The sequence below is a fragment of the Paenibacillus sp. FSL H7-0943 genome (assembly GCF_037963265.1).
Taxonomy (GTDB): domain Bacteria; phylum Bacillota; class Bacilli; order Paenibacillales; family Paenibacillaceae; genus Paenibacillus_AQ; species Paenibacillus_AQ odorifer.
The window spans coordinates 2834039-2854723 of sequence record NZ_CP150148.1 but is presented as its reverse complement, the minus strand read 5'-3'; the positions used below and the strand labels follow the sequence as shown (position 1 = coordinate 2854723).

Annotated in this window: 18 protein-coding genes; 1 reads left to right on the top strand and 17 read right to left on the bottom strand. The window is 45.6% G+C overall.

Annotation, left to right across the window (positions count from 1 at the left end; genetic code table 11):
- Positions 1–95: 95 nt before the first annotated feature.
- The 13 genes from pknB to NSQ55_RS12220 form a co-directional block, all read right to left on the bottom strand.
- A complete protein-coding gene (gene pknB / locus NSQ55_RS12280) occupies positions 96–2357 on the bottom strand; it encodes a Stk1 family PASTA domain-containing Ser/Thr kinase (RefSeq protein WP_076183400.1) in 2262 nt (753 codons plus the stop codon).
- Positions 2357–3130 (bottom strand): Stp1/IreP family PP2C-type Ser/Thr phosphatase, encoded by a 774-nt coding sequence (locus NSQ55_RS12275; protein WP_339173586.1) that lies wholly within the window; start codon positions 3128–3130, stop codon positions 2357–2359. Before NSQ55_RS12275 ends, pknB begins: the two co-directional genes overlap by 1 nt.
- Before the next feature lie 6 nt (positions 3131–3136).
- Positions 3137–4177 carry a 23S rRNA (adenine(2503)-C(2))-methyltransferase RlmN gene (rlmN, locus tag NSQ55_RS12270; protein ID WP_036686196.1) on the bottom strand — a complete coding sequence of 347 codons (1041 nt, stop codon included), beginning with the start codon at positions 4175–4177 and terminating at the stop codon, positions 3137–3139.
- A gap of 151 nt (positions 4178–4328) precedes the next feature.
- Positions 4329–5660, bottom strand: a complete 1332-nt coding sequence (gene rsmB, locus NSQ55_RS12265) for a 16S rRNA (cytosine(967)-C(5))-methyltransferase RsmB (protein WP_339174487.1) — start codon at positions 5658–5660, stop codon at positions 4329–4331.
- 137 nt (positions 5661–5797) lie between these two features.
- Positions 5798–6733: a methionyl-tRNA formyltransferase gene (fmt, locus tag NSQ55_RS12260; protein ID WP_076304161.1), complete on the bottom strand. Its 936-nt coding sequence runs from the start codon at positions 6731–6733 to the stop codon at positions 5798–5800.
- Positions 6734–6738: 5 nt separating this feature from the next.
- Positions 6739–7218, bottom strand: a complete 480-nt coding sequence (gene def, locus NSQ55_RS12255; protein WP_036686193.1) for a peptide deformylase — start codon at positions 7216–7218, stop codon at positions 6739–6741.
- Positions 7219–7303: 85 nt separating this feature from the next.
- Positions 7304–9835, bottom strand: coding sequence for a primosomal protein N' (gene priA / locus NSQ55_RS12250; RefSeq protein ID WP_076189879.1), 2532 nt, complete (start codon positions 9833–9835; stop codon positions 7304–7306).
- Positions 9835–11070 carry a bifunctional phosphopantothenoylcysteine decarboxylase/phosphopantothenate--cysteine ligase CoaBC gene (gene coaBC, locus NSQ55_RS12245; protein ID WP_339173578.1) on the bottom strand — a complete coding sequence of 412 codons (1236 nt, stop codon included), beginning with the start codon at positions 11068–11070 and terminating at the stop codon, positions 9835–9837. Before coaBC ends, priA begins: the two co-directional genes overlap by 1 nt.
- Positions 11071–11286: 216 nt before the next feature.
- A complete protein-coding gene (rpoZ, locus tag NSQ55_RS12240) occupies positions 11287–11487 on the bottom strand; it encodes a DNA-directed RNA polymerase subunit omega (protein WP_036686188.1) in 201 nt (66 codons plus the stop codon).
- 51 nt (positions 11488–11538) lie between these two features.
- On the bottom strand, positions 11539–12108 hold the full coding sequence (gmk, locus tag NSQ55_RS12235) for a guanylate kinase (protein ID WP_339173576.1): 570 nt from the start codon (positions 12106–12108) through the stop codon (positions 11539–11541).
- Positions 12109–12127: 19 nt separating this feature from the next.
- Positions 12128–12388: a DUF370 domain-containing protein gene (locus NSQ55_RS12230; protein WP_006209218.1), complete on the bottom strand. Its 261-nt coding sequence runs from the start codon at positions 12386–12388 to the stop codon at positions 12128–12130.
- A gap of 48 nt (positions 12389–12436) precedes the next feature.
- Positions 12437–13330 carry a YicC/YloC family endoribonuclease gene (locus tag NSQ55_RS12225; RefSeq protein WP_076129143.1) on the bottom strand — a complete coding sequence of 298 codons (894 nt, stop codon included), beginning with the start codon at positions 13328–13330 and terminating at the stop codon, positions 12437–12439.
- 38 nt (positions 13331–13368) lie between these two features.
- Positions 13369–15237, bottom strand: a complete 1869-nt coding sequence (locus tag NSQ55_RS12220) for a bifunctional homocysteine S-methyltransferase/methylenetetrahydrofolate reductase (RefSeq protein ID WP_076183386.1) — start codon at positions 15235–15237, stop codon at positions 13369–13371.
- A 185-nt stretch (positions 15238–15422) separates the two neighbouring features.
- Here NSQ55_RS12220 and NSQ55_RS12215 point away from each other — a divergent pair, with 185 nt between their 5' ends.
- Positions 15423–15680: a hypothetical protein gene (locus NSQ55_RS12215; RefSeq protein ID WP_036686181.1), complete on the top strand. Its 258-nt coding sequence runs from the start codon at positions 15423–15425 to the stop codon at positions 15678–15680.
- Here the strand turns inward: NSQ55_RS12215 and NSQ55_RS12210 are convergent.
- From NSQ55_RS12210 to dapF, 4 genes are all read right to left on the bottom strand, one after another.
- Entirely contained in the window at positions 15653–16753 is a 1101-nt protein-coding gene (locus tag NSQ55_RS12210) for a GerAB/ArcD/ProY family transporter (RefSeq protein WP_339173571.1), read from the bottom strand. The two genes, NSQ55_RS12215 and NSQ55_RS12210, sit on opposite strands and share 28 nt — an antisense overlap.
- A 22-nt stretch (positions 16754–16775) precedes the next feature.
- Positions 16776–18062: a Ger(x)C family spore germination protein gene (locus tag NSQ55_RS12205; protein WP_339173569.1), complete on the bottom strand. Its 1287-nt coding sequence runs from the start codon at positions 18060–18062 to the stop codon at positions 16776–16778.
- A complete protein-coding gene (locus tag NSQ55_RS12200) occupies positions 17980–19641 on the bottom strand; it encodes a spore germination protein (protein WP_076310393.1) in 1662 nt (553 codons plus the stop codon). The genes NSQ55_RS12205 and NSQ55_RS12200 overlap by 83 nt, the downstream gene beginning before the upstream one ends.
- Positions 19642–19787: 146 nt before the next feature.
- Positions 19788–20624: a diaminopimelate epimerase gene (dapF, locus tag NSQ55_RS12195; protein WP_339173564.1), complete on the bottom strand. Its 837-nt coding sequence runs from the start codon at positions 20622–20624 to the stop codon at positions 19788–19790.
- Positions 20625–20685 lie beyond the last annotated feature (61 nt).

Genomic DNA, 20685 nt, shown 5'->3' with positions numbered 1-20685 from the left:
CATAGTGAGCCTTCCTCTCCTGATTTTGCGAAAATGACCCAAGTCTGATATCCCCGGGTCATTTCGCTACGCCAACCGTTCAGGTTAAATCCTGTTTAGTTGTTGTTTTTATCTTTAGATTTATCCTTGCCTTTATTATTGTTCTTATTATTATTGTGCTTGTTATTGCCATTATTAGTCGATTCACTGTTTACCGAACTATTGGTTACGAACCCTGTCTGATTCACCGCCCCGTTATTCCCTCCGTCATTCTCTGAACCTGAACCCGGCAAGATCTCCGGTTCAATCGTAGGTTCAATTGTAGGCGTAGGTTCAGCAGAAGGTGTTGGAGTTGGCTGTGGTGTTGCTATAACTGGTGGTTCAGGCTCCTGAACGGTTCCGTTCTTAGCATCGATATAAGGAATGACATAAGTGTCCAAAAGTACACCGTCACGGGTAACAATAACTGAACCATCTTTATTAGGAGCCAATACTAGATTCACAGATAACACTTGGCTTTTTCCAATGGTACGTGTTCCCCAATCCTGCTTCTCTCCATTATTGCGCGCATCCACGAATTCGATACGAATCTTGCTCTTTTTCCCATCCTGAGCAGGAGCGACTGGCACATTAAAGGTATAATTCAGGGCTTCAGGTGGATAACCTGTACTTAAGTAAATCGTAATCGCTGTTCCAGGTGGAACAGAAGTACCGGTCCCCTTATCAAATGCCCAGGTCTTTGTTACTTTACCTTCTTCAATGCTGAAGCTGGATTCTTTCTTCACTTCTCCAAGAACAAGCTTGGCGCCTTCAAGCAGCGCCTTTGCCTCACTCTCCGTCTTACCGATGAGATCTGGCAACAGTACACTTTCTTCTCCTTTACTAACGTAAAGGGTGATTTGAACCGTCTCAGGATCGAATTCAGTATTTAATGCAGGGTCAGATTTCACAATGAGACCTTCATCTGTATTTTCGTCATAGAGAGGTTTATTATCAATCCGGTCTTGGGCTACACCCAGCGCCATCAATGCTTTAACCGCATCATCAAAGCTCTTGTTAACTACATCTGGCATCTTGGGTAGTGGCTTAGCCGTATTCACAGTGAGTATAAGGGACGCTCCTTTTTTCACTTTGGCATCCTTTTCCCTACTTTGCTTAATGACCACATTCTCTTCAAAATTCGGACTGTAGTCATACAGAATAGGATCAGCAACCTCAAGCCCCAAATCCTCAAGCTCAGTTTGAGCTTGTTCTATCTGTTTACCTACTACATAAGGAACGGAAACCTCAGGAACAACTAGCTGTGATTTAACGTACCATACGAGACTGGCCATAGCCAACAGCAACAGCAAGGTAAGCCCAATCCATAATGTAGGTTTTGCCCATTGTTTTTTACCTTTGCTTGAAGGCACCGGTTCATCATCTTCATCACGAACCATCCGTTCCTCACGATGATTACGATTACCATTGCTTCTTTGAATCGGTTTTATCGCCGGGATAACCCGCGTACGATCCTCATCTTCTTCATCGTTGAACAGAATCTTCGCCTCACTGCGACGCTCCGGCAATAAGCATGTTTCCAAATCCTGCAACATTTCTTTGGCAGAGTCGTACCGCTCCTCCGGGTTTTTACGCATTGATCTTAGAATTACATTCTCAACGCTTTGCGGAATGAGTGGATTCAGAAGTTTTGGCTCTTCAAACTCTTCTTGCAGATGTTTTAAAGCTACACTAATCGGACTCTCTCCCAAGAAGGGCAGGCTTCCAGTAAGCATTTGATAAAGTACAATACCTAATGAATACAAGTCAGACTTTTCTCCTGTAGAGACACCTTTGGCATGCTCTGGCGAGAAATAATGTACTGAACCAACCACAGAACCGGTCTGTGTTATGGTTGTTGACGTAACTGCTCGGGCAATCCCAAAGTCGGTTACTTTCACCCGTCCATTGCGTCCGATCAGGATATTATGTGGTTTTATATCACGATGAATAATTTGATTCTGATGCGCATGATCTAGGGCATCACAGATTTGTGAAGCGATCCGTACGGATTCATCAACCTGCAATGGCGCTCGTTCTTTTATAATTTCATTAAGATTCTGACCCTCAATATACTCCATGACAATGTAATGAATTTCGTCTTCTTGTCCTACATCGTATATGCTGACGACATTCGGATGAGACAAAGATGCGGCAGACTGCGCCTCACGCCTAAAACGGCGAATAAATTCCTCGTCATGCACAAACTGATTGCGCAATACTTTGATGGCGACATTTCGGTTTAAAAGAATGTCATGTGCTCTATAGACGAGCGCCATTCCACCTCCGCCGATCCGTTCGATGACTTGGTAACGGCCGCCCAATTCGTGACCGATCATCAATCCCACTCCTTTGTTTCGGGCACAGCGGCCTCTCCATGATGTTCTAACAAAGCGACGCTAATATTATCGCCACCGCCGGCGAGCAGTGCCAGCTGAAGTAAACGGTCCGCTCTTTCCTCTAACGATATCTCATGTATACCTGCTACTTTGCCTAAATGCTCATTTGTGACAAAGTTGCTTAAACCATCGCTGCATAGAAGCAAAATTTCCCCTGGTAGCAGAGCTATAGGCGCCATATCAACCTCAACCTCAGCGTCTGTTCCAAGTGCCCTCGTCAGCACATTACGACGCGGATGATTATCCAATTCCTCCACACTGATCTGACCGTTCTTGAACAGCTCATTGACTAGCGTATGATCCTCGGTTAGTTGAACTGCCGCACTGTCTTTTATTAAATAGGCTCTGCTGTCTCCGATATGGCCAATATATCCGTTTGATCCATTCAAAAGAACAGCAACGACAGTAGTACCCATATTATGATACTTATCGTCACCGGAAGCCTCGATGAACACAGTGCTGTTAGCTTCCAAAATAGCAGCTGACAACGCATCACGCAGAGCTTCGTCTTGAAGTTCAGGCTCTAACCCGTCCAGGTTATTCCTCATTGTCTCCAAAGCGAGCCTGCTTGCGGTTTCACCAGCCTGATGTCCACCCATCCCATCGGCAATAATACCGAGTGTATAACCGTGGCGCGTCGCGCCGATCCAGACCGAATCCTCATTGACAGAGCGCACTCGGCCAATATCGCTGGCATGAACTGTTCTGATCAAATATCCTCACCCCAACTCCATATGTTTGGCACGCAGCTGTCCGCATGCGGCCGCGATATCATGGCCTTGCTCACGGCGAATAGTAACATTCACCCCGTTATCAGCCAAAATACGTTGAAACTCAAAGATATCATTGCGTGAAGTACGTACATATTTCCGCTCAGGCACATGGTTTACCGGAATCAAATTGACGTGGCACAACATGCTCTTAAGCACCCCAGCCAATTCCTCAGCATGCTCCGGTTGGTCATTTACCCCGCCGATCAAGGCATATTCAAAGCTGACACGTCGTCCCGTCTTAGCTTGATAATAACGCAATGATTCAATTACATCATCAAACGGAAAACGGCGGTTAACAGGCATTAGCTTTGAACGCAAGGCGTCGTTAGGTGCATGAATCGAAATCGCCAAATTAATCTGGGTATCTTCTTCTGCAAATTTATAAATGCTCGGTACAATACCGCTGGTGGAAACAGTAATATGCCGTTGTCCGATATTTAGGCCCTTCTCATGAATCATAAGACGCAAGAATCTCATTGTTGCATCATAGTTCTCAAACGGCTCACCAGTACCCATGATAACAATGCTGCTGACACGTTCGCCGCGCGCATCAAGGATTTGTTGGGAACGAACAACCTGAGCTACAATTTCTCCCGCTGTCAAATCCCGTTTTAATCCACCGAGTGTGGAAGCACAGAAAGTACAGCCGATTCGGCATCCTACTTGGGTTGTTACACAAACGCTATTGCCATAATTATGTTTCATGATAACTGTTTCGATAGCATGATCGTCATGCAATCCAAACAGGAATTTTACAGTTCCATCTTTAGATTCCATTTTAGTAATTTCAGTTAGTGCAGCAATAGAGAATTGTTCATTCAGCTTCTGACGAAGCCCTTTGGACAAATTGCTCATTGCTTCGAAGTCATTCACACGTTTTACATACAGCCAATCAAAAATTTGTCCACCACGAAAAGCAGGCTCACCATTGTCTTTCGCCCACTGTTGTAACTCTTCTAAAGAAAAATCATATATTAAAGGTTTCATTATTATCTACACCTGTTCTTTCATAAGGATATGCGTATTATTTCTCATTCTTCCTATTTTAACACAAATTTCAGAGACGGTAAAAGAAAACGCCCGCCGTACGGTAGCCCGGCGGGCGGAGGATACTACAATTGTCAGAAAATTTGCTATATTACAAGACTCTCTGAAGCTTGGAAATATAGAACCCGTCGCTCCCATAATGATGAGGCAGCAGCTGAATTCCCTCACCCTCAGCCAGCGCAGTCCCCTCCAGCCTGTCCCATAATGGGGAGGCAAAAGTTACAGCGGTGAAGTCAGGATTCTGCTTCAAAAAGTCAGCTACTACTTCACTATTTTCCGCTTGTTCAGTAGTACAGGTACTATATACCAGAATGCCACCCGGTTTCAACAGTTTAGAGACCGACTGCAGCAATTCCCGTTGCAATGACGCTACGCTAGCCACATCTTCCGGCTGCTTACGCCATTTGAGGTCTGGCTTACGGCGAATTACGCCGAGTCCAGAGCAAGGTGCGTCGAGAAGAATTCTATCAAAGGATTGATGCTCTAAAGTGTGCTCCAGCTCCAGCGCATCTGCACTGCCTGTAGATACGCAATCAAGACCTAAACGTTCTGCTTGATCTGAGATCAATTTCGCTTTATGCAAATGCAGATCATTAGCGTAAATTGATCCTTCATCTTTCATGAGCTCGCCCATATGTGCTGTTTTGCCCCCCGGAGCAGCGCAGCAGTCAAGTACCCTCATCCCAGGCTCCGGAGCTACCGCTTCAGCTACAAGCATAGAACTCTCATCCTGAACGGAGAGATATCCATCACGATACCAGGAGGTGAGCGCCAGGTTTCCGCCGCCTTTCACAACAATGCCATAGGGACTAACCTCAGATGCTGAAGCTTGCAGACCTTGTTCAATCATCTGGTTCAGCAGAGCTTCACGACTGATCATCGTTGTATTCACACGTACACTGACCGCAGGCGGCTCATTATTAGATGCACAAATCGCTTCCGCCGTGTCGACACCGTACTCGGTAATCCAACGTTCCACTAACCACAACGGATGTGAGTATAATATCGATATCCGCTGCGCTTGACTCAGCCCCTCAGGCAGAACCGGTAGATCACCAGCGCGCAACACACTGCGCAGCACACCGTTAACCATCCCTGAGATTCCCTGGTGGCCTTTTTTCTTCGCTATATTAACAGCCTCATTAACAGCTGCATGGGACGGTATACGATCCAGATACATAATTTGATATAAACTTAACCGCAGTAAATTACGGACCCATGGCTGTAGTTTAGCTATCCCTTTACTAACAAATCCTTCAAGCACATAATCCAAGGTGTTCATCCGCGAAATAGAGCCATAAACAAGTTCTGTCACCAGTCCGGCATCTTCTCTGCTAAGCGTTGCCTTCTGTAGACTACTGTTGAGCAGCAAATTGCTATAAGCACCTTGCTGTTCAACCTTAACCATTATATCAAGCGCGATTTCCCGGGCAGAAGCAGGGGTAACCTTACCCTTGTTGCCAGCTCCGCCGTTTTTGCCTACTGCTTTTGAATTATTCCCCTGTCTCTTACCAGCGTTAGGATTTACTGCTGATCGGCCAACACCTTTTCCACCGCCGCTCAACCTAACACCGTCCCTGGCTTCATAACAGCACCACGGCTAAAATCGGCCGCACTCATTGCTTTTTTGCCAGCAGGTTGAACCGTTGTCAGCAGCAGACTTCCGTCACCTGTTTTCACTTCGACACCTTGCTCGGTTACAGAAAGCACCGTTCCTGGAGCACTATCGCTTGCTTTCTGCTCTTCAGGCAGTTTAGAAGCCCAAGCTTTAAAGGTCTCACCATTCCAGAGCGTAAATGCGCCGGAAAAAGGAACTAATCCACGAATTCGATTATAGTTATCACGCGAGCTGGCGTTCCAATCCAAACGTTCATCCTCGCGATTAAGGTTAGGAGCATAAGTTGCTTCACTATCTTCTTGCTGAACAGCTTGAACTTTTCCACTCACTAAACGTGGCATTTCAGACTTTAACAGATCTCGTCCCGCTAGGCTTAGCTTCTCAAAAAGAATTCCTGAGGTATCTTCATCCTCAATAGCCACTTCGACACGAGAGATCATGTCACCGGTATCCAGCCCTTCCGCCATATACATCAAAGTAACGCCGGTCACTTTCTCACCATTGATGATACTACGCTGAATCGGAGCACCTCCCCGATATTTAGGAAGCAACGAACCGTGTACATTCACACAACCATTCCGCGGTAAGTCCAACACAGCTTTAGGCAAAATTTGACCATAAGCAGCCGTGACGATCAAATCCGGCTCATATGCAGCCAGCTCAGCGACTGCCTCAGGACGACGCATGCGTTCAGGCTGAAGCACAGGTAATCCGAGAGCTAATGCGGCTTCCTTAACTGGTGAAGGAGCCAAAATCTTTTTTCTCCCCTGCGGACGATCCGGTTGGGTGATGACAGCTACAACTTCATAGCCTTCATCTACCAGCATTTGCAAGCTTGGCACCGCAAAGGCTGGAGTTCCCATGAAAACAATCTTCATATTCCTCACTCCTCAGTCTCGTTAGCAGTCATCTCGTACACTTTTTCAGCGATATCTGTAAACAGAACTCCATTCAAATGGTCAATCTCATGCTGAAAAGCCCGGGCAAGTAAACCACTGCCGGTTATCGTAATCTCTTTTCCCTCACGGTTAAGGCCACGTACAGTTACAGTCTCCGCACGGCGTACATCACCATTCAAGCCAGGAATACTAAGACATCCTTCTGGTCCTAGCTGTTCACCTTCCATGCTGATGATTTCAGGGTTAATCATTTTGATCAATCCATGCTCTTCATCCGCATCCACCACAATTAGACGTTTCAAAATTCCGACTTGGGGTGCCGCCAGCCCTACTCCTTCAGCGTCATACATCGTATGTGCCATATCATCCAGCAATTTTTTAACATTAGGAGTAACTACAGCTACTTCTTTAGCTTTTTTGTGCAATACTTCATCCGGTTCCTTAACGATCAAACGTATAGCCATTACAAAACACCTTCCCGTTCTGAACATTTCTATATTTAAAGTCAATTTATAAAGCTCTTTTTTTACATTGTAACATGATACGGATTTACATCAACATCTGCGGATCCACATCAATGCTGATCTGAAGACCAGTATCCCGTACAGAATCCTCTAACTCTTCAGCCACTTGGCGGACAAGTCCAATTACATCGATGGCGCCGCGCCATTTTATCATACACTGGAATCTATATCTACCCTTTAATCGAGGGATAGGTGAAGCCACAGGACCCAACAGATCTAACACATCACTGGTTAGCTTATCGAGACTTCCATACCATCTTAGCTGTCTGGCTTTTCCTTGAAGATTCAGAGCATAATTCTCTGCCATCCGCAGTAGAAGCGGCAGCTGTTCATGAGACAATGTGACCAGGATGAGTCTGCAATACGGCGGATAATGGAGGCCTCTACGATGCTTCAGCTCTTCACGTACAAAAGAGAGATAGTCATGTCCGCTGGCATGAATAATGGAATAATGCTCTGGCGTATAGGACTGAACGACCACTTCGCCTGGAAGCTGATGCCGGCCTGCTCTGCCTGCAACTTGTGTAAGCAATTGGAATGTCTTCTCTGCTGCGCGAAAATCGGGCAGGTTCAATGCTGAATCTGCTGTGATTACACCAACAAGAGTGACATCTGGAAAATCCAGTCCCTTTGCTACCATCTGAGTCCCCAGGAGAACATCCGCTTTTTTGTCCCGGAATTGGTTCAGCAGCTTCTCATGTGAGCCTTTTTCTGTTGTTGTGTCCACATCCATACGAATCACTCGTATGCCTGGGAAGAGCTTACCAAGCTCTTCTTCCACCCGCTGTGTACCCGTTCCGAAAAACCGGATATGCTCACTCCCACACTCCGGACAAAGCTTAGGTGCTGGTTCAGCATGGCCACAATAATGACAACGCAAATTGTCACTACGGCTATGATATGTTAGTGAGATATCACATTCTGGACAACCGGCTACATAACCACAGCTACGACACATGACAAAGGTTGAAAAACCTCTACGGTTAAGCAGCAGCACCGTCTGTTCTCCGCGTTCCAGCCTCTTTTCCAGTGCTGAATGAAGCTTTCGGCTGAACATCGAACGGTTGCCTTCTTTAAGCTCTTCCCGCATGTCTACTACGTTCACCTTTGGAAGTTCATTTCCAAGCGCACGGGTAGGCATCTCCAGCAGTACCGGTGAAAAATGAATATCACTCTGCGATCTTGCAGCATGATAGCTTTCCAGCGAAGGCGTGGCAGATCCAAGAATCACAGCTGCCCCACACTGCTCCGCTCTACGAATAGCAGCATCACGGGCATGATATTTCGGATTCTCCTCCTGTTTATAAGAGGTCTCATGTTCTTCATCCATAATAATCAGCCCTAAGTTGGAGAAAGGAGCAAACACGGCCGATCTTGCGCCTACAGCGACTGTGGCCTTTCCTTCACGGATTTTACGCCACTCATCGTAGCGCTCACCAACAGACAGCCGGCTATGCATAACCGCGACCCCGCTGCCGAACCGTCCCTTAAACCGCTCCACCATTTGTGGCGTTAAAGCAATCTCTGGAACAAGAACAACAGCCTGTCTACCCTGATCTAAACAACGTTTAATACACTGCAAATAGATCTCTGTCTTACCACTACCCGTAACGCCATGAAGCAGAAATACTTCGTGAAGCTGCTCTTCTACGGTTCGAGAAATCCTTGTATATACGACCTCTTGTTCCGCTGTGAGCGGTAGAGGTGCGGTAGGTTTAAAATCTCGCCCTTGATAAGGATCGCGATAGACTTCAATTTCACTGATCTCGATAAATCCTTTTTCCTCCAAGGCCTTTACAGTACTTGCCGTTACTTGGAGTGCAGACAAAACTTCTTTAAGGGCCATGGGGAGTGTAGCTTCCATATCAACTAAAAAGCTCAGAACTTCCTTCTGGCGTGCTGATTTTTTCGGAAATTTGTTCAAAGCCTCACGGGCAGCAGTGACACCTATCGCCAGATCGACTGCCTTGAGCTTTTTCTTGCCCATTTTATCCTTAATGGATTGACTCTCTATAAGTACTCCACGCCGCAGCATGAACTTCACCGTCTCAGCAGCCTCAGGAAATGCACGAGTAAGCTGCTTCATGGAAACTTCGCCACTACGTCCAATAAATTCTGTGATTAGCCGTTCCTCATCCCCTGTGTCCGCAAACATTGGGAACAATTCATCCGCTGGAAATGCTGTCTCTTCCTGCACATCTCCAAGTGAAATCAGCCGTTCTGCCTTCCCTTTTAGAGCGGTGGGCAACATCGCCTGCAGTGCTGAAATTCGTCTACATGCATATCTTTTACTCATCCAGTCCGCAAGCTCAACTAATTCAGGAGATAAAGGCGGGAGCAGATCCAACACTTCTTGGATTGGCTTCAGGCTAGGATTCACTAGAGTCTCGCCTGATTCTAAAGAAACTACAAAACCTTGGACTGTCCGGTGCCCAAACGGAACGGCTACCCGACTGCCCACTTCAATCCATAATTTCAGGGATTCTGGAATACTATAATCAAATGGCCGGTCAGTGCTGCGTACAGGCACATCCACAATGACCTTGGCGATATCCATTATAATGAAGCTCCAGTAATTCGCTCTGCCACGAGCGTCAGCAAACGACGAGCAACCTCATCCTTCGACAATTGTGGCAATTCAAGCACCAATCCATTCACATCATATATCGAAACGATATTCGTATCCGCTCCAAATCCGGCTCCTGCAGCCGCTACATTGTTAGCAACGATGAGATCGCAGTTTTTGCGGACCAGCTTGTCCTTAGCATAAAATTCCGTATTGCCCGTTTCCGCAGCAAAGCCAACCAAAAACTGCTTGTTTTTGTTCTTACCGAGTGTTTCCAGAATATCCGTTGTCTTCACAAGCTCAAGCGTCATCGTCTCTCCGCTTTTTTTAATCTTAGAAGGCTCACTATGCTTCGGACGGTAATCCGATACAGCCGCCGCCTTGATCATAATATCGCAGCTGTCCCACTGTGCGGTAACTGCTTCATACATTTCCTGTGCAGATTGAACACGAATGACTGAAATCTCTGGATCCTGTGGAGGGGCCTCATCTGTACGCGCAGCAATCAACGTTACCTCAGCTCCCATTGCGCGCGCAGCACGTGCTAATGCGAAGCCCATTTTACCTGATGAATCATTGGAGATATAACGTACTGGATCAATGCGTTCTACCGTTCCACCCGCTGTGATGACGATTTTTTTACCCTCAAGAGGTTTGGATGCGACGCTTGCTTGGTGTGCAAAAAAATTCTCAACCACACTCACAATAGCCTCCGGCTCTTCTAGCCGACCTTTGCCAACGTATCCACATGCCAGCAGTCCTTCACCAGGCTCAATAAACTGAATGCCCCGGCTAGCGAGAATATTCAAATTATTAAGTACAGCTGGATGCTGATACATATGAACATTCATAGCTGGTGCAACCATAATAGGAGCCGTAGTAGCAAGCAGCGTTGTAGATAACATATCATCGGCGATCCCGTGCGCCATTTTGGCAATCATATTTGCGGTCGCGGGTGCTACCAGCACAAGATCCGCAGCATCTGCCAGATCAATATGTGAAATGGAGGATGGATCTCTCTCCTGGAATGTATCACTGTATACTCGTTGCTTCGATAGTGACTGTAGAGTTAATTCTGTAATGAACTGCTTCGCCGAAGCTGTCATAATGACATGGACCTCGGCACCTTTTTGGACAAGCTTACTGGTCAAGGACGCCGCTTTATAAGCAGCAATTCCTCCTGTGATCCCAAGTAAAATAGTCTTCCCCTTCAAGCTCTTCAACATGATCTCCCCCCTGTTCCCTACTCTTACAACGAATGGCTATCTTTACGACGAGAAAAAAATAACAACCTTCCGGTTGTCATAAAGAGCCCGGTTCTGGGCTTTCATCATAAATTTAAGACCCGTAAATGCTCCATAACCCAAGAAGAAACGGCAGCGCCTCAAAACAAATAGGCGGCATCCGTTTCTACAATAGGTCATTATTACTTATGCTTGAGACTACTCTTCACCGCGGGTTAGAGTAATGCGATCTTCGTAAATTTCCTCAAGAGCAACACCAACAAATTTATGCGATCTAGGATTCTTCACATCTGTCTTGCCACCCTCACGCAATTGTCTAGCACGACGTGCAGCAGCGACAACGAGCGAATACTTACTGTCAACCTTAGTCATCATTTCATCAATGGATGGATATAGCACTGGGACACCTCTTCATAGTTTACTGTTAATACATTTGACCTTCAGCTTAAATTATCTGACTTTACAATGTTCGGCGATAATAATGCTTTCTATTCTCTTACAAGCCAGATCAATCTCATCATTCACTACAGCATAATCATAATGCTGCATTAAGTTGATCTCATCCTCCGCTACAGTCATGCGGTGATCGATCACATCTGGATGCTCAGTACCCCGTCCGCGAATGCGGTCCTTCAACTCGTCCATGGATGGAGGAAGAAGGAACACAAAAATCCCTTCAGGAAATTTCTCTTTGACTTTGAGAGCGCCTTGAACCTCAATTTCGAGAATAATGTCTTTGCCGCTATTGAGAGTTCTCTCCACAAAATCACGGGGAGTACCGTAATAATTACCTACGTACTCCGCGTATTCAAGCAATTGATCGGCTTCGATCATTGCAATAAATTCATCTTTGCTTTTGAAAAAATAGTTGACGCCATCTTCCTCACCCGCACGCGGACTGCGAGTAGTAGCAGAAACTGAGTAGACAAGTTCGGGCATCTTCGGACGTAGTGCTGTACAAACAGTACCTTTACCTACGCCGGAAGGTCCGGATAATATGATGAGCAATCCTTTTGACATAATACACTCCATTTAGTTGTTATTCGTCGTTGTCGTCATCTTTACTGGATAAGCGATGCGCCACAGTCTCCGGCTGTACAGCCGATAGGATGACATGATCACTATCTGTAATGATTACGGCACGAGTCCGTCGGCCATAGGTGGCGTCGATCAACATATGCCGATCACGTGCCTCCTGGATAATACGTTTGATTGGTGCAGATTCCGGACTGACGATAGAAATAATGCGGTTGGCAGACACAATATTTCCAAAGCCAATGTTAATAAGTTTGATTGCCATGTTCCGGTAGTTCCCCCCATAAAGTTCTATGCTATTACCTATTCCCGATTACTCTATGTTCGCAGCTTGTTCTCGAATCTTCTCCAGTTCTGCTTTCATATCTAGCACAAGACCCACGAGAGTTAGATGATTGCATTTCGATCCGATTGTATTCGTCTCACGGTTCATCTCCTGAATGAGAAAATCCAGTTTGCGTCCTACCGGTCCTTTCCCCTTCAGGAGGGCTCTGCATTGCTCGAAATGACTATACAACCGGGTCAACTCTTCATCAATATTACAGCGATCTGCAAAAATAGCGATCTCCATCCCAAATTTATGCTCATCAAAAGCGAACGTCCCATCATTTAGTTCATTTAATCGATGTCGAAGTTTCTCTCGATATTCAATGATTACGACAGGTGCAAGTTCAACCATTTCAGCATGCATGTTCTCAAGATGGTTCAGGCGCTGTTCAATATCAGCGGCTAGAAAACTTCCTTCACGGGCGCGCATCTCCAGCAGAGACTGCAAACACTGCTCAAGTCCCGCCTCCAATACTTCGGAGTAGTCTTCTAATGTCGCAGACACGGCACCCGCAGCCTCGTCTTTGCTGTCCATAATACCGGGTATAGAAAGTATATCACGTAAAGTCAACTCACCACTCAAACCATATTCATTCTTAAGCTGCTCTGCTGCCTTTAGATAGGTCATTACAGCAGAGTGATTCAGAACCGGTCTAACAGTCGACTCATCGTGCTCTCTATTGATGGTAACATCTATTCTTCCCCGTTTGATGTGCTGTTGAACCTTTCTTCTCAACACATCCTCATAACCCGTCCAATCCCGGGGCATCCGCAGTACAACTTCGCAGTACCGGTGATTCACCGATTTCACTTCGAACATAATCTTGTAGCCGCCGAATTGCAGGGACGATTGACCGTATCCGGTCATGCTAAATGACAACGGAATCACATCCATTACACTATTGTAATTGATTATTACTAGCGAAACAAGGGGGACAATTTGCGTCCTGATTTCTCCCACACATACTCCATTAGCTGTGCGCTCATATCGTAGAACATGAACGGAGTCATCAGATAGATCCCATTAAAATGGGCAGTAGCAACATCTAACAGTTCCTTAGCGATAGCGACACCTTCTGCTCTTCCAGCTTCCCCTTCAAGTCCCTTCATGCGGTTGCGGACATCGTCCGTAAGCTGAATACCGGGAACCTCATTATGTAGAAACTCTGCATTACGTCCGCTTGCCAGTGGCATAACCCCAATGAATACGGGAATTTCCAGATGTGCTGTTGCCTCAGCTATCTTCACGATAAGTTCCTGATCATAGACAGGCTGGGTCATAATATAATCGGCACCAGAGGCAATTTTCTTCTCCAGACGTTGCACTGCCTTATCCAAATGTTTAACATTCGGGTTAAATGCAGCTCCGATTACAAATTTCGCTTTCTGTTTCAAAGGTTTACCTGAGAAGGAAATCCCGTCATTCAGCTGCTTGATCATTCTAATAATCTCAAAAGAGGTTAAATCATAAACCGAGCTTGAGCCGGGAAGATCTCCAAATTTCGCAGGATCACCTGTTACGGCCAGCACATGATCAATTCCAAGCGCATCAAAACCCATCAAATGGGATTGAGTACCAATCAAATTACGATCCCGGCAAGCAATATGCACTAGCGGACGAAGTCCAGTTTTAGCGTGCACCAAATGCCCCAAAGCCATATTGCTCATCCGTGTAACAGCCAGAGAGTTGTCGGCGAGTGTCAACGCATCCGCGCCTGCTCTTCTAAGCGCTTCTGCGCCCTGCATAAACTTTGCGATATCCAATTCGCGCGGTGGATCAAGCTCAACAATAACCGTATGTCGTTCCTTTACCAGATCAACCAGGTTCGGCTCTCTACCCTCTCTATCATCATCGCCAAAATTATCTTGCAGCGATACACGCTCCACAGTAGGTGGCAACGATTTAGGAAGCGGTTGCGGTACATAATTCTTCAGTGCAGACGAGATTTCTGCGATATGCTGCGGAGTTGTACCACAGCAACCACCGATTATCCGGCAGCCCATCTCCGCAAAAGTCTGCGCCATTTGCCCAAAATATTCTGGAGAAGCCCCGTACCGGTATTCTCCGTCTACATAATCCGCTACACCCGCATTTGGATACACAGAAGCTGGCAGAACCAGATTCCCTTGTACAGCTTTGAGCGCCCGCTTCATTCCGTTCGGGCCTGTGTTACAGTTAAATCCGATAACATCAGCGCCATCGCTTTCCAGGATACGAAAAGCTTCCGGCAAAGTTAATCCATCTAATGTGCGTGCTGTTTCATCGACAGCTAATTGGCAAACTACAGGAAGCGAGCTGATCTTGCGGAGTGTTCTTAGAGCTAAATGCAGTTCCTCAACATCGTAGAAGGTTTCCAGCATAATGCCATCTACGTCCTCTTCTAACAATGCAGCAATCTGCTGTGTAAAATATTTTTTCAGCTCTGTGGAAGAGAGATTCGCACGTTTACCCGCACGAATAGATCCTACAGCTCCTAATACATACCCATGATCTCCAGCAGCCCGGCGAGCGATTCTAACCCCGGCTCGATTAATTTCCTCAACCTTGGATTCTAGACCATATTTGGACAGCCTGTCATAGTTCGCCGAGAAGGTGTTGCTTTCCAGCAGCACTGCCCCTGCCTCAATATAGCTGCGGTGAACATCTTCGATTACCCCCGGAGAGGTCAAATTTAATTCTTCATAGGAAATGCCGACCGGAAAACCCTTCTGATATAAGTAGGTCCCCATCGCTCCGTCTCCGACTAATACTTTATTTCCCCATGCGGAACGTAAATCCGGCTTCACAACAAGATCCTCCCCTGCCACATTAGTTTCTAACTTTAGTTTCATACTAATGTAACATAAATCGGTATGGATGATAAGCTTTCCAAAAGAAATGCATTTAGACCAAAATATCCACCATGCATGTTCATATATAAAAAGCTTCATACTAACGTTAATGCTGTTATTTCCATAAAGGAGAGAATACTTTGAAGAAAAAAACAAGAAAGTTTCTGATCCGAAAATACGCTGTAACTTTACTGCTAGCCACTCTCTGCTTATTGTATATTTATTTGCTAGATTGGCTGTATGGCTATGGGCTGGGTAACGTCGGCTATATCCTTAATTATCTGTTCTATACCGCCTCAGAGAAAGCTACTGCTTGTATTTTACTGCTCTGCTTGTTCATCCCCGATATCTATTACTGGAAAACAGGACATCAACCAGAACGTGGCGGGGAAAGATGACTTCTTATCGCCGCAACGATGACAAGAATTACAGGGATCAACACCATAAAGAAGGGAAAAATCGTATATAACAATCTCCCGCCCTCATTAATGTGTTCAGTAAAGCTCCGCGCGTTCAACATCGAGCTGAACAGAATGATCAGAGCACAGGGATAGACCATTCTCCGGTAAGGAATCTTGAACAATTCGGAAATCCCTATAAGTGCGGCCGCAAAAAACACTGACATTTTGAAAAAAACGCCGATAATCAGCACCATAACAACTAGAATATCCACCCGTTGAATAAAATCGGAGATTGAAATCTTGCTAATCGTGGGCATCAGAGGTAGGGGTGAACGTTTCACAATATCTGTGCCCAGCACGGAGATATTCAGCATCATAGTCAGACTTAAGAGCAAACCTGAAACAAATATCCCTGCTCCGATGACCCAAGGACCTTTTTTAGCATTGTTCAGATAGGGCATTAGCATGGTAAAACAAATCATTTCACCAAAAGGGAACATATAGTTCTGGCGAATGACAGATTCGATCACAGGCTGGAACCCATTCTCAAAAACAGGAAGCAATCGATTCAAATTAATGGAGCCCGATAACATCAGCATGATCGAGCAAAATATACCGATCAGCATTACGAGAGTTGCGAATACCAATGAAGTTCGGGATAATACCTCTACTCCTTTATGCAAAACATACGCAGAAGATAAGATCATCAACGTAGATATAACAAATAAAGGTGTGCGATGCATGGTAGCCATAACCAGCATGGAACTTCCATCCCGTAAATCACGACCCGCTAAATTGAGAAAAAGGATAATGTAGAGAACAGAAATCACCGTACCGAAGGATCTTCCCAGCAGCTTGCGTGTATAGGTTGTTAAGGGCAGATCCGGAAACTTTCTGTACAAATAAGTGTACCCCGAAAAAATAATCAAACCGATCAAATTTCCGAGCAGTATGGATATCCACGCATCTTTACCAGACTCCATCCCAAGATTCACTACCAGTGCTGTTCCTAGTTCAAACAACAAAGTCAACGTGAAAAATTGGAGTAGTCCTATTTTTATTTTTCCCATAGCTGCCCCTCCTTTATTGTCATTACTTATTCTTGGACTGAAAGGAATCACTCCGCATATCCGTATGCCTGATCACAGCATCCGTATTGATATTAACCTGGCAGGTTTCAAATATACGGTCCCAATGATCTTTTACTTGTTTCCAGCCACGTGGATTAGCTCTTTCTGCTGCTTCACCAAAACCTAGATAATCACTTTTTAACGAACGGGAAGTTGTTATGGCAGCGCGAATCTGTTCTTTAATATTCTTTTCCAAAAGCTTCGAAAGATTATTTAACACCGTTGGATCTGTTAGATCCAAGCCATTGGGCGATTCCTTTAATCCAGCCTGCTGAGTGACGTTAATCGTGAAGATAGGATGCTCTATGTCTTTCGCATCAGCGTGGATATGTACCTGTGATAAATACACATTAAACGATATATAATCATTCTCACCTATCGAGACCAGTACCGGCATCTGAGAGATTTTATTCTTAAGCAGAACGGTACCGATCGCCTCCTCCCCTTGCAGCCACCCTTTAAGCTTGTCTTCTTTAAAAGCTGCAAGACCCGTAACTTTTATTATGGCCTCCGGTCTTATTTTTTTTAAATTATCATTACTTTCCCTCTGCTCCAAATCTCCAGTCACTAGCACGCCATTGATCACTGGCCCTCCACCAGGAACCTGTATCCCCCGGATAATATCATCCACTTCCATCCGATAGTTATATCCGAATTGTTTAGAGGTCGTCTGCAGCTTTTCCACCAAATCGTTAGATGGAATTCTTCCGAACACGGTCATAGTCGTCATACATTCACTAGCAGGCTGTCCCTTGGAAATAAAAATCAGGCTTGTCAGTCGGGTTTCACTTTCCCTTTCCAGCACATCCATGATATCCTTGATGCCTTCTTGCGCGAACTTCTCGGAAATGATGACTACCCGAATATGTCCTAAAGACAAAAAACGTGCAGTCTGACGCGAGGCATTGGCTAATGCTTCAAACATAGAGCGGCCGCTACCTTTATATACCGAAACAGGTGAAGTCCCTCTAGCGTTCTTCCCAGAGATTTCGTCAGCAACGATAACCTGAAAGGATACTACGTATTTCTCTTCTTCTGTAGGTCCTCTATCTATGGACACACCCGAAACGATGGCTCTTCTGTTTAATTCCACACTATCCCAGCAGCCTGTGAGACTAAGACAGATCAATACGCAAGGTAAAAGTCCTGCTAAGAAAAAATTGCATTTACTCAGAATCTTGCTTTCCTTTCTTATGCGACTGTGTCCCTTTAGTCTTATCAAGAATTTTTGGAGATAGGTTCTGTTCATGTCCGGTTGTGATCTCCTTCCCTTCTGAAATGTTCCCTTGCTGCGCAGTAGCAGGAGCTGGTTCTGCTGTGCCAAGCGCCCACAAAGGCAGCCTTAAGACAGCATCCTTCTGACCTCTAGATGACAAAGGCACGATTGGAGACAAATAAGGAACGCCAAAAGTCCGCAGACTGTTCATATGTGCAACCAGTACGATTAAACCCAATGTAATCCCGTAAAAACCAAACATACCGGCCAATATCAAAAAACCAAAGCGGATAATTCTGCCCGCAATCGCCATGTTATACGCTGGAATGGCAAAGCTCGCAATCCCGGTCAACGCGACCACAATCACCATAACGGGCGTAATAATTCCAGCCTCTACCACGGCCTGACCAAGAATCAGAGCACCTACTACAGATACGGTCTGCCCAACTGCACGCGGCATTCTTACTCCCGCTTCCCGGATGATCTCAAACGCACCTTCCATTAGAATAGCTTCGACAAAAGCGGGGAAAGGCACATTTTCCCGTTGCGATAACAGGTTGATCAGCAAAGTCGTAGGGATCATCTCATAATGAAACGTCGTCAAAGCTATATACACGGAAGGCCCTAGAATAAGCACGATAAAACTGATATACCGAATAATTCGCATCAGAATAGCAATATCGAACCTTTGCGCATAATCCGAAGCTGACTGAAAAAAAAGAGTGAAAACCGCAGGCAAAATCAATACAAAGGGGGTGCCATCAACGACAATCACTACCCTCCCTTCTAACAGATTCGTTGCAGCCACGTCTGGCCGCTCGCTGTTATTGATCGTTGGAAAAGGGGTAAAGGTCTTATCCTGAATCAGCTCTTCGATATAACCGGATTCCATGATGGCATCTACATTAATCTGTTGCAGCCGTTTTCTAACTTCTTCAACCAGCTTCTCGTCCGCAGTATCCTTGATGTACATAAAAACCACATCGGTCTGAGTTACCGCCCCGATCTTCACATGCTCGAGTCTTAGTTTGGGTGATCTTATTCTTCTGCGTATTAATGAGACATTCGTAGCCAAAGATTCAACAAAGCTATCCTTTGGACCACGCACAACTAGCTGAGTGGAGGGTTCAGTGACAGAACGAGCTTCCCCTCCTTCAGTCTCACACATGATGCCACTGTCATAACCTTCAATGAGAATCAGTGTCTTCCCAGAAAGAATTCCGAGCAGCACCTCGTTCCAATCCTCCTGCAGCTGCGCTTCACCTATTTCCAGGGCACGGTTTAAAATGAGGTCATTCAGATTATTTGCTGCAGTATTACTTTCCTTAAGCATCTCATCTGTTATGGAGAGCAATGAACCCATTACAAATTGATTCACGGTTTCTGTCTTAGCTAGACCATTAAGATGTACCGCAGCAGCCTCAACAAAGGATTGCTCACCAAGCTTTACCTGGCGGATTCTAAGATCCGGACTATCTCCCAGCTCGGTAATGATATTGTTTAGTGTCTGCTCCAGATGAATGGTTAATCTGGCTCCCGAACCTGAACCCGCCGGGTCTGCTTGCTGTCCCTTACCGGATTTATTTCTTTTAGTTAACCCGTTGATGTTCAACAAGCTCCCCTCCTTTCTCTCATAAACATTGTAGTATTATTCTCGGTTACTCCTTCCATTATTCGGCTGCTTAAAGTCACATCAGGTTAAAAACACAAAAAAGGCAGTCCAAGAATGCGCTCTTGGACTGCCTTTTTTATTATTTTTTATATTGCTACACTGCCCGTGAATACGACCTCAGCAGGTCCAGTCATATAAACATGATTATCCTCTTCATTCCATTCAATATAGAGATCGCCGCCCTTTAGACTAATCCAAGCTGCCCGGTCTGTAAGATCATTCAGCACAGAGGAGACAAGGGTTGCACAGGCTCCAGTGCCACAGGCAAGCGTAGGTCCTGCCCCACGTTCCCAGACACGCATATCCACTCTCCCCCGATCCAGTACCGTTGCGAATTCAACGTTTACTTTTCTCGGGAACAAAGGATGTACCTCAAGCTTAGGTCCCCATGTGGCAAGATCAAAATCCACTGCATCTTCTACGTAAATCACGCAATGAGGATTTCCCATGGATACCGCTGTGAACGTAAATTCGGTTCCGTCCGCTTCAATCGGCTGAGAGAGCACTGGCTCTGCATCAATAGATACTGGAATTTGCAGACCGGACAATACAGGTTCGCCCATATCTACGGTTACAGTCTCCACAACACCGTCTTTCACGTTTAATGTAACCTTTTGTTCTCCGGCACCAATCGTTTCTATTACAATCTGCTCTGAGCTTACCAGTCCGTGGTCATATACATATTTAGAGACACAGCGAATAGCATTTCCGCACTGCTCCGCCTCCGAACCATCAGAATTCATAATACGCATCATGAAATCGCCACGCTCAGAAGGAAGGATATATACCAGTCCGTCAGCACCGATTCCAAAGAACCGGTTGCATAGGGTTACAGCAAGCTCCGCTGCATTACTTGGCAGCTCTTGCTCACCGAAAACAACGATGAAGTCATTACCGAGGCCGTGCATTTTTGTAAATTCCATTAAAAGTCCACTCCTAAAGGTTATGTTATGTTAGCATTCGCTTAAGCTTAAGGTTCTGTGT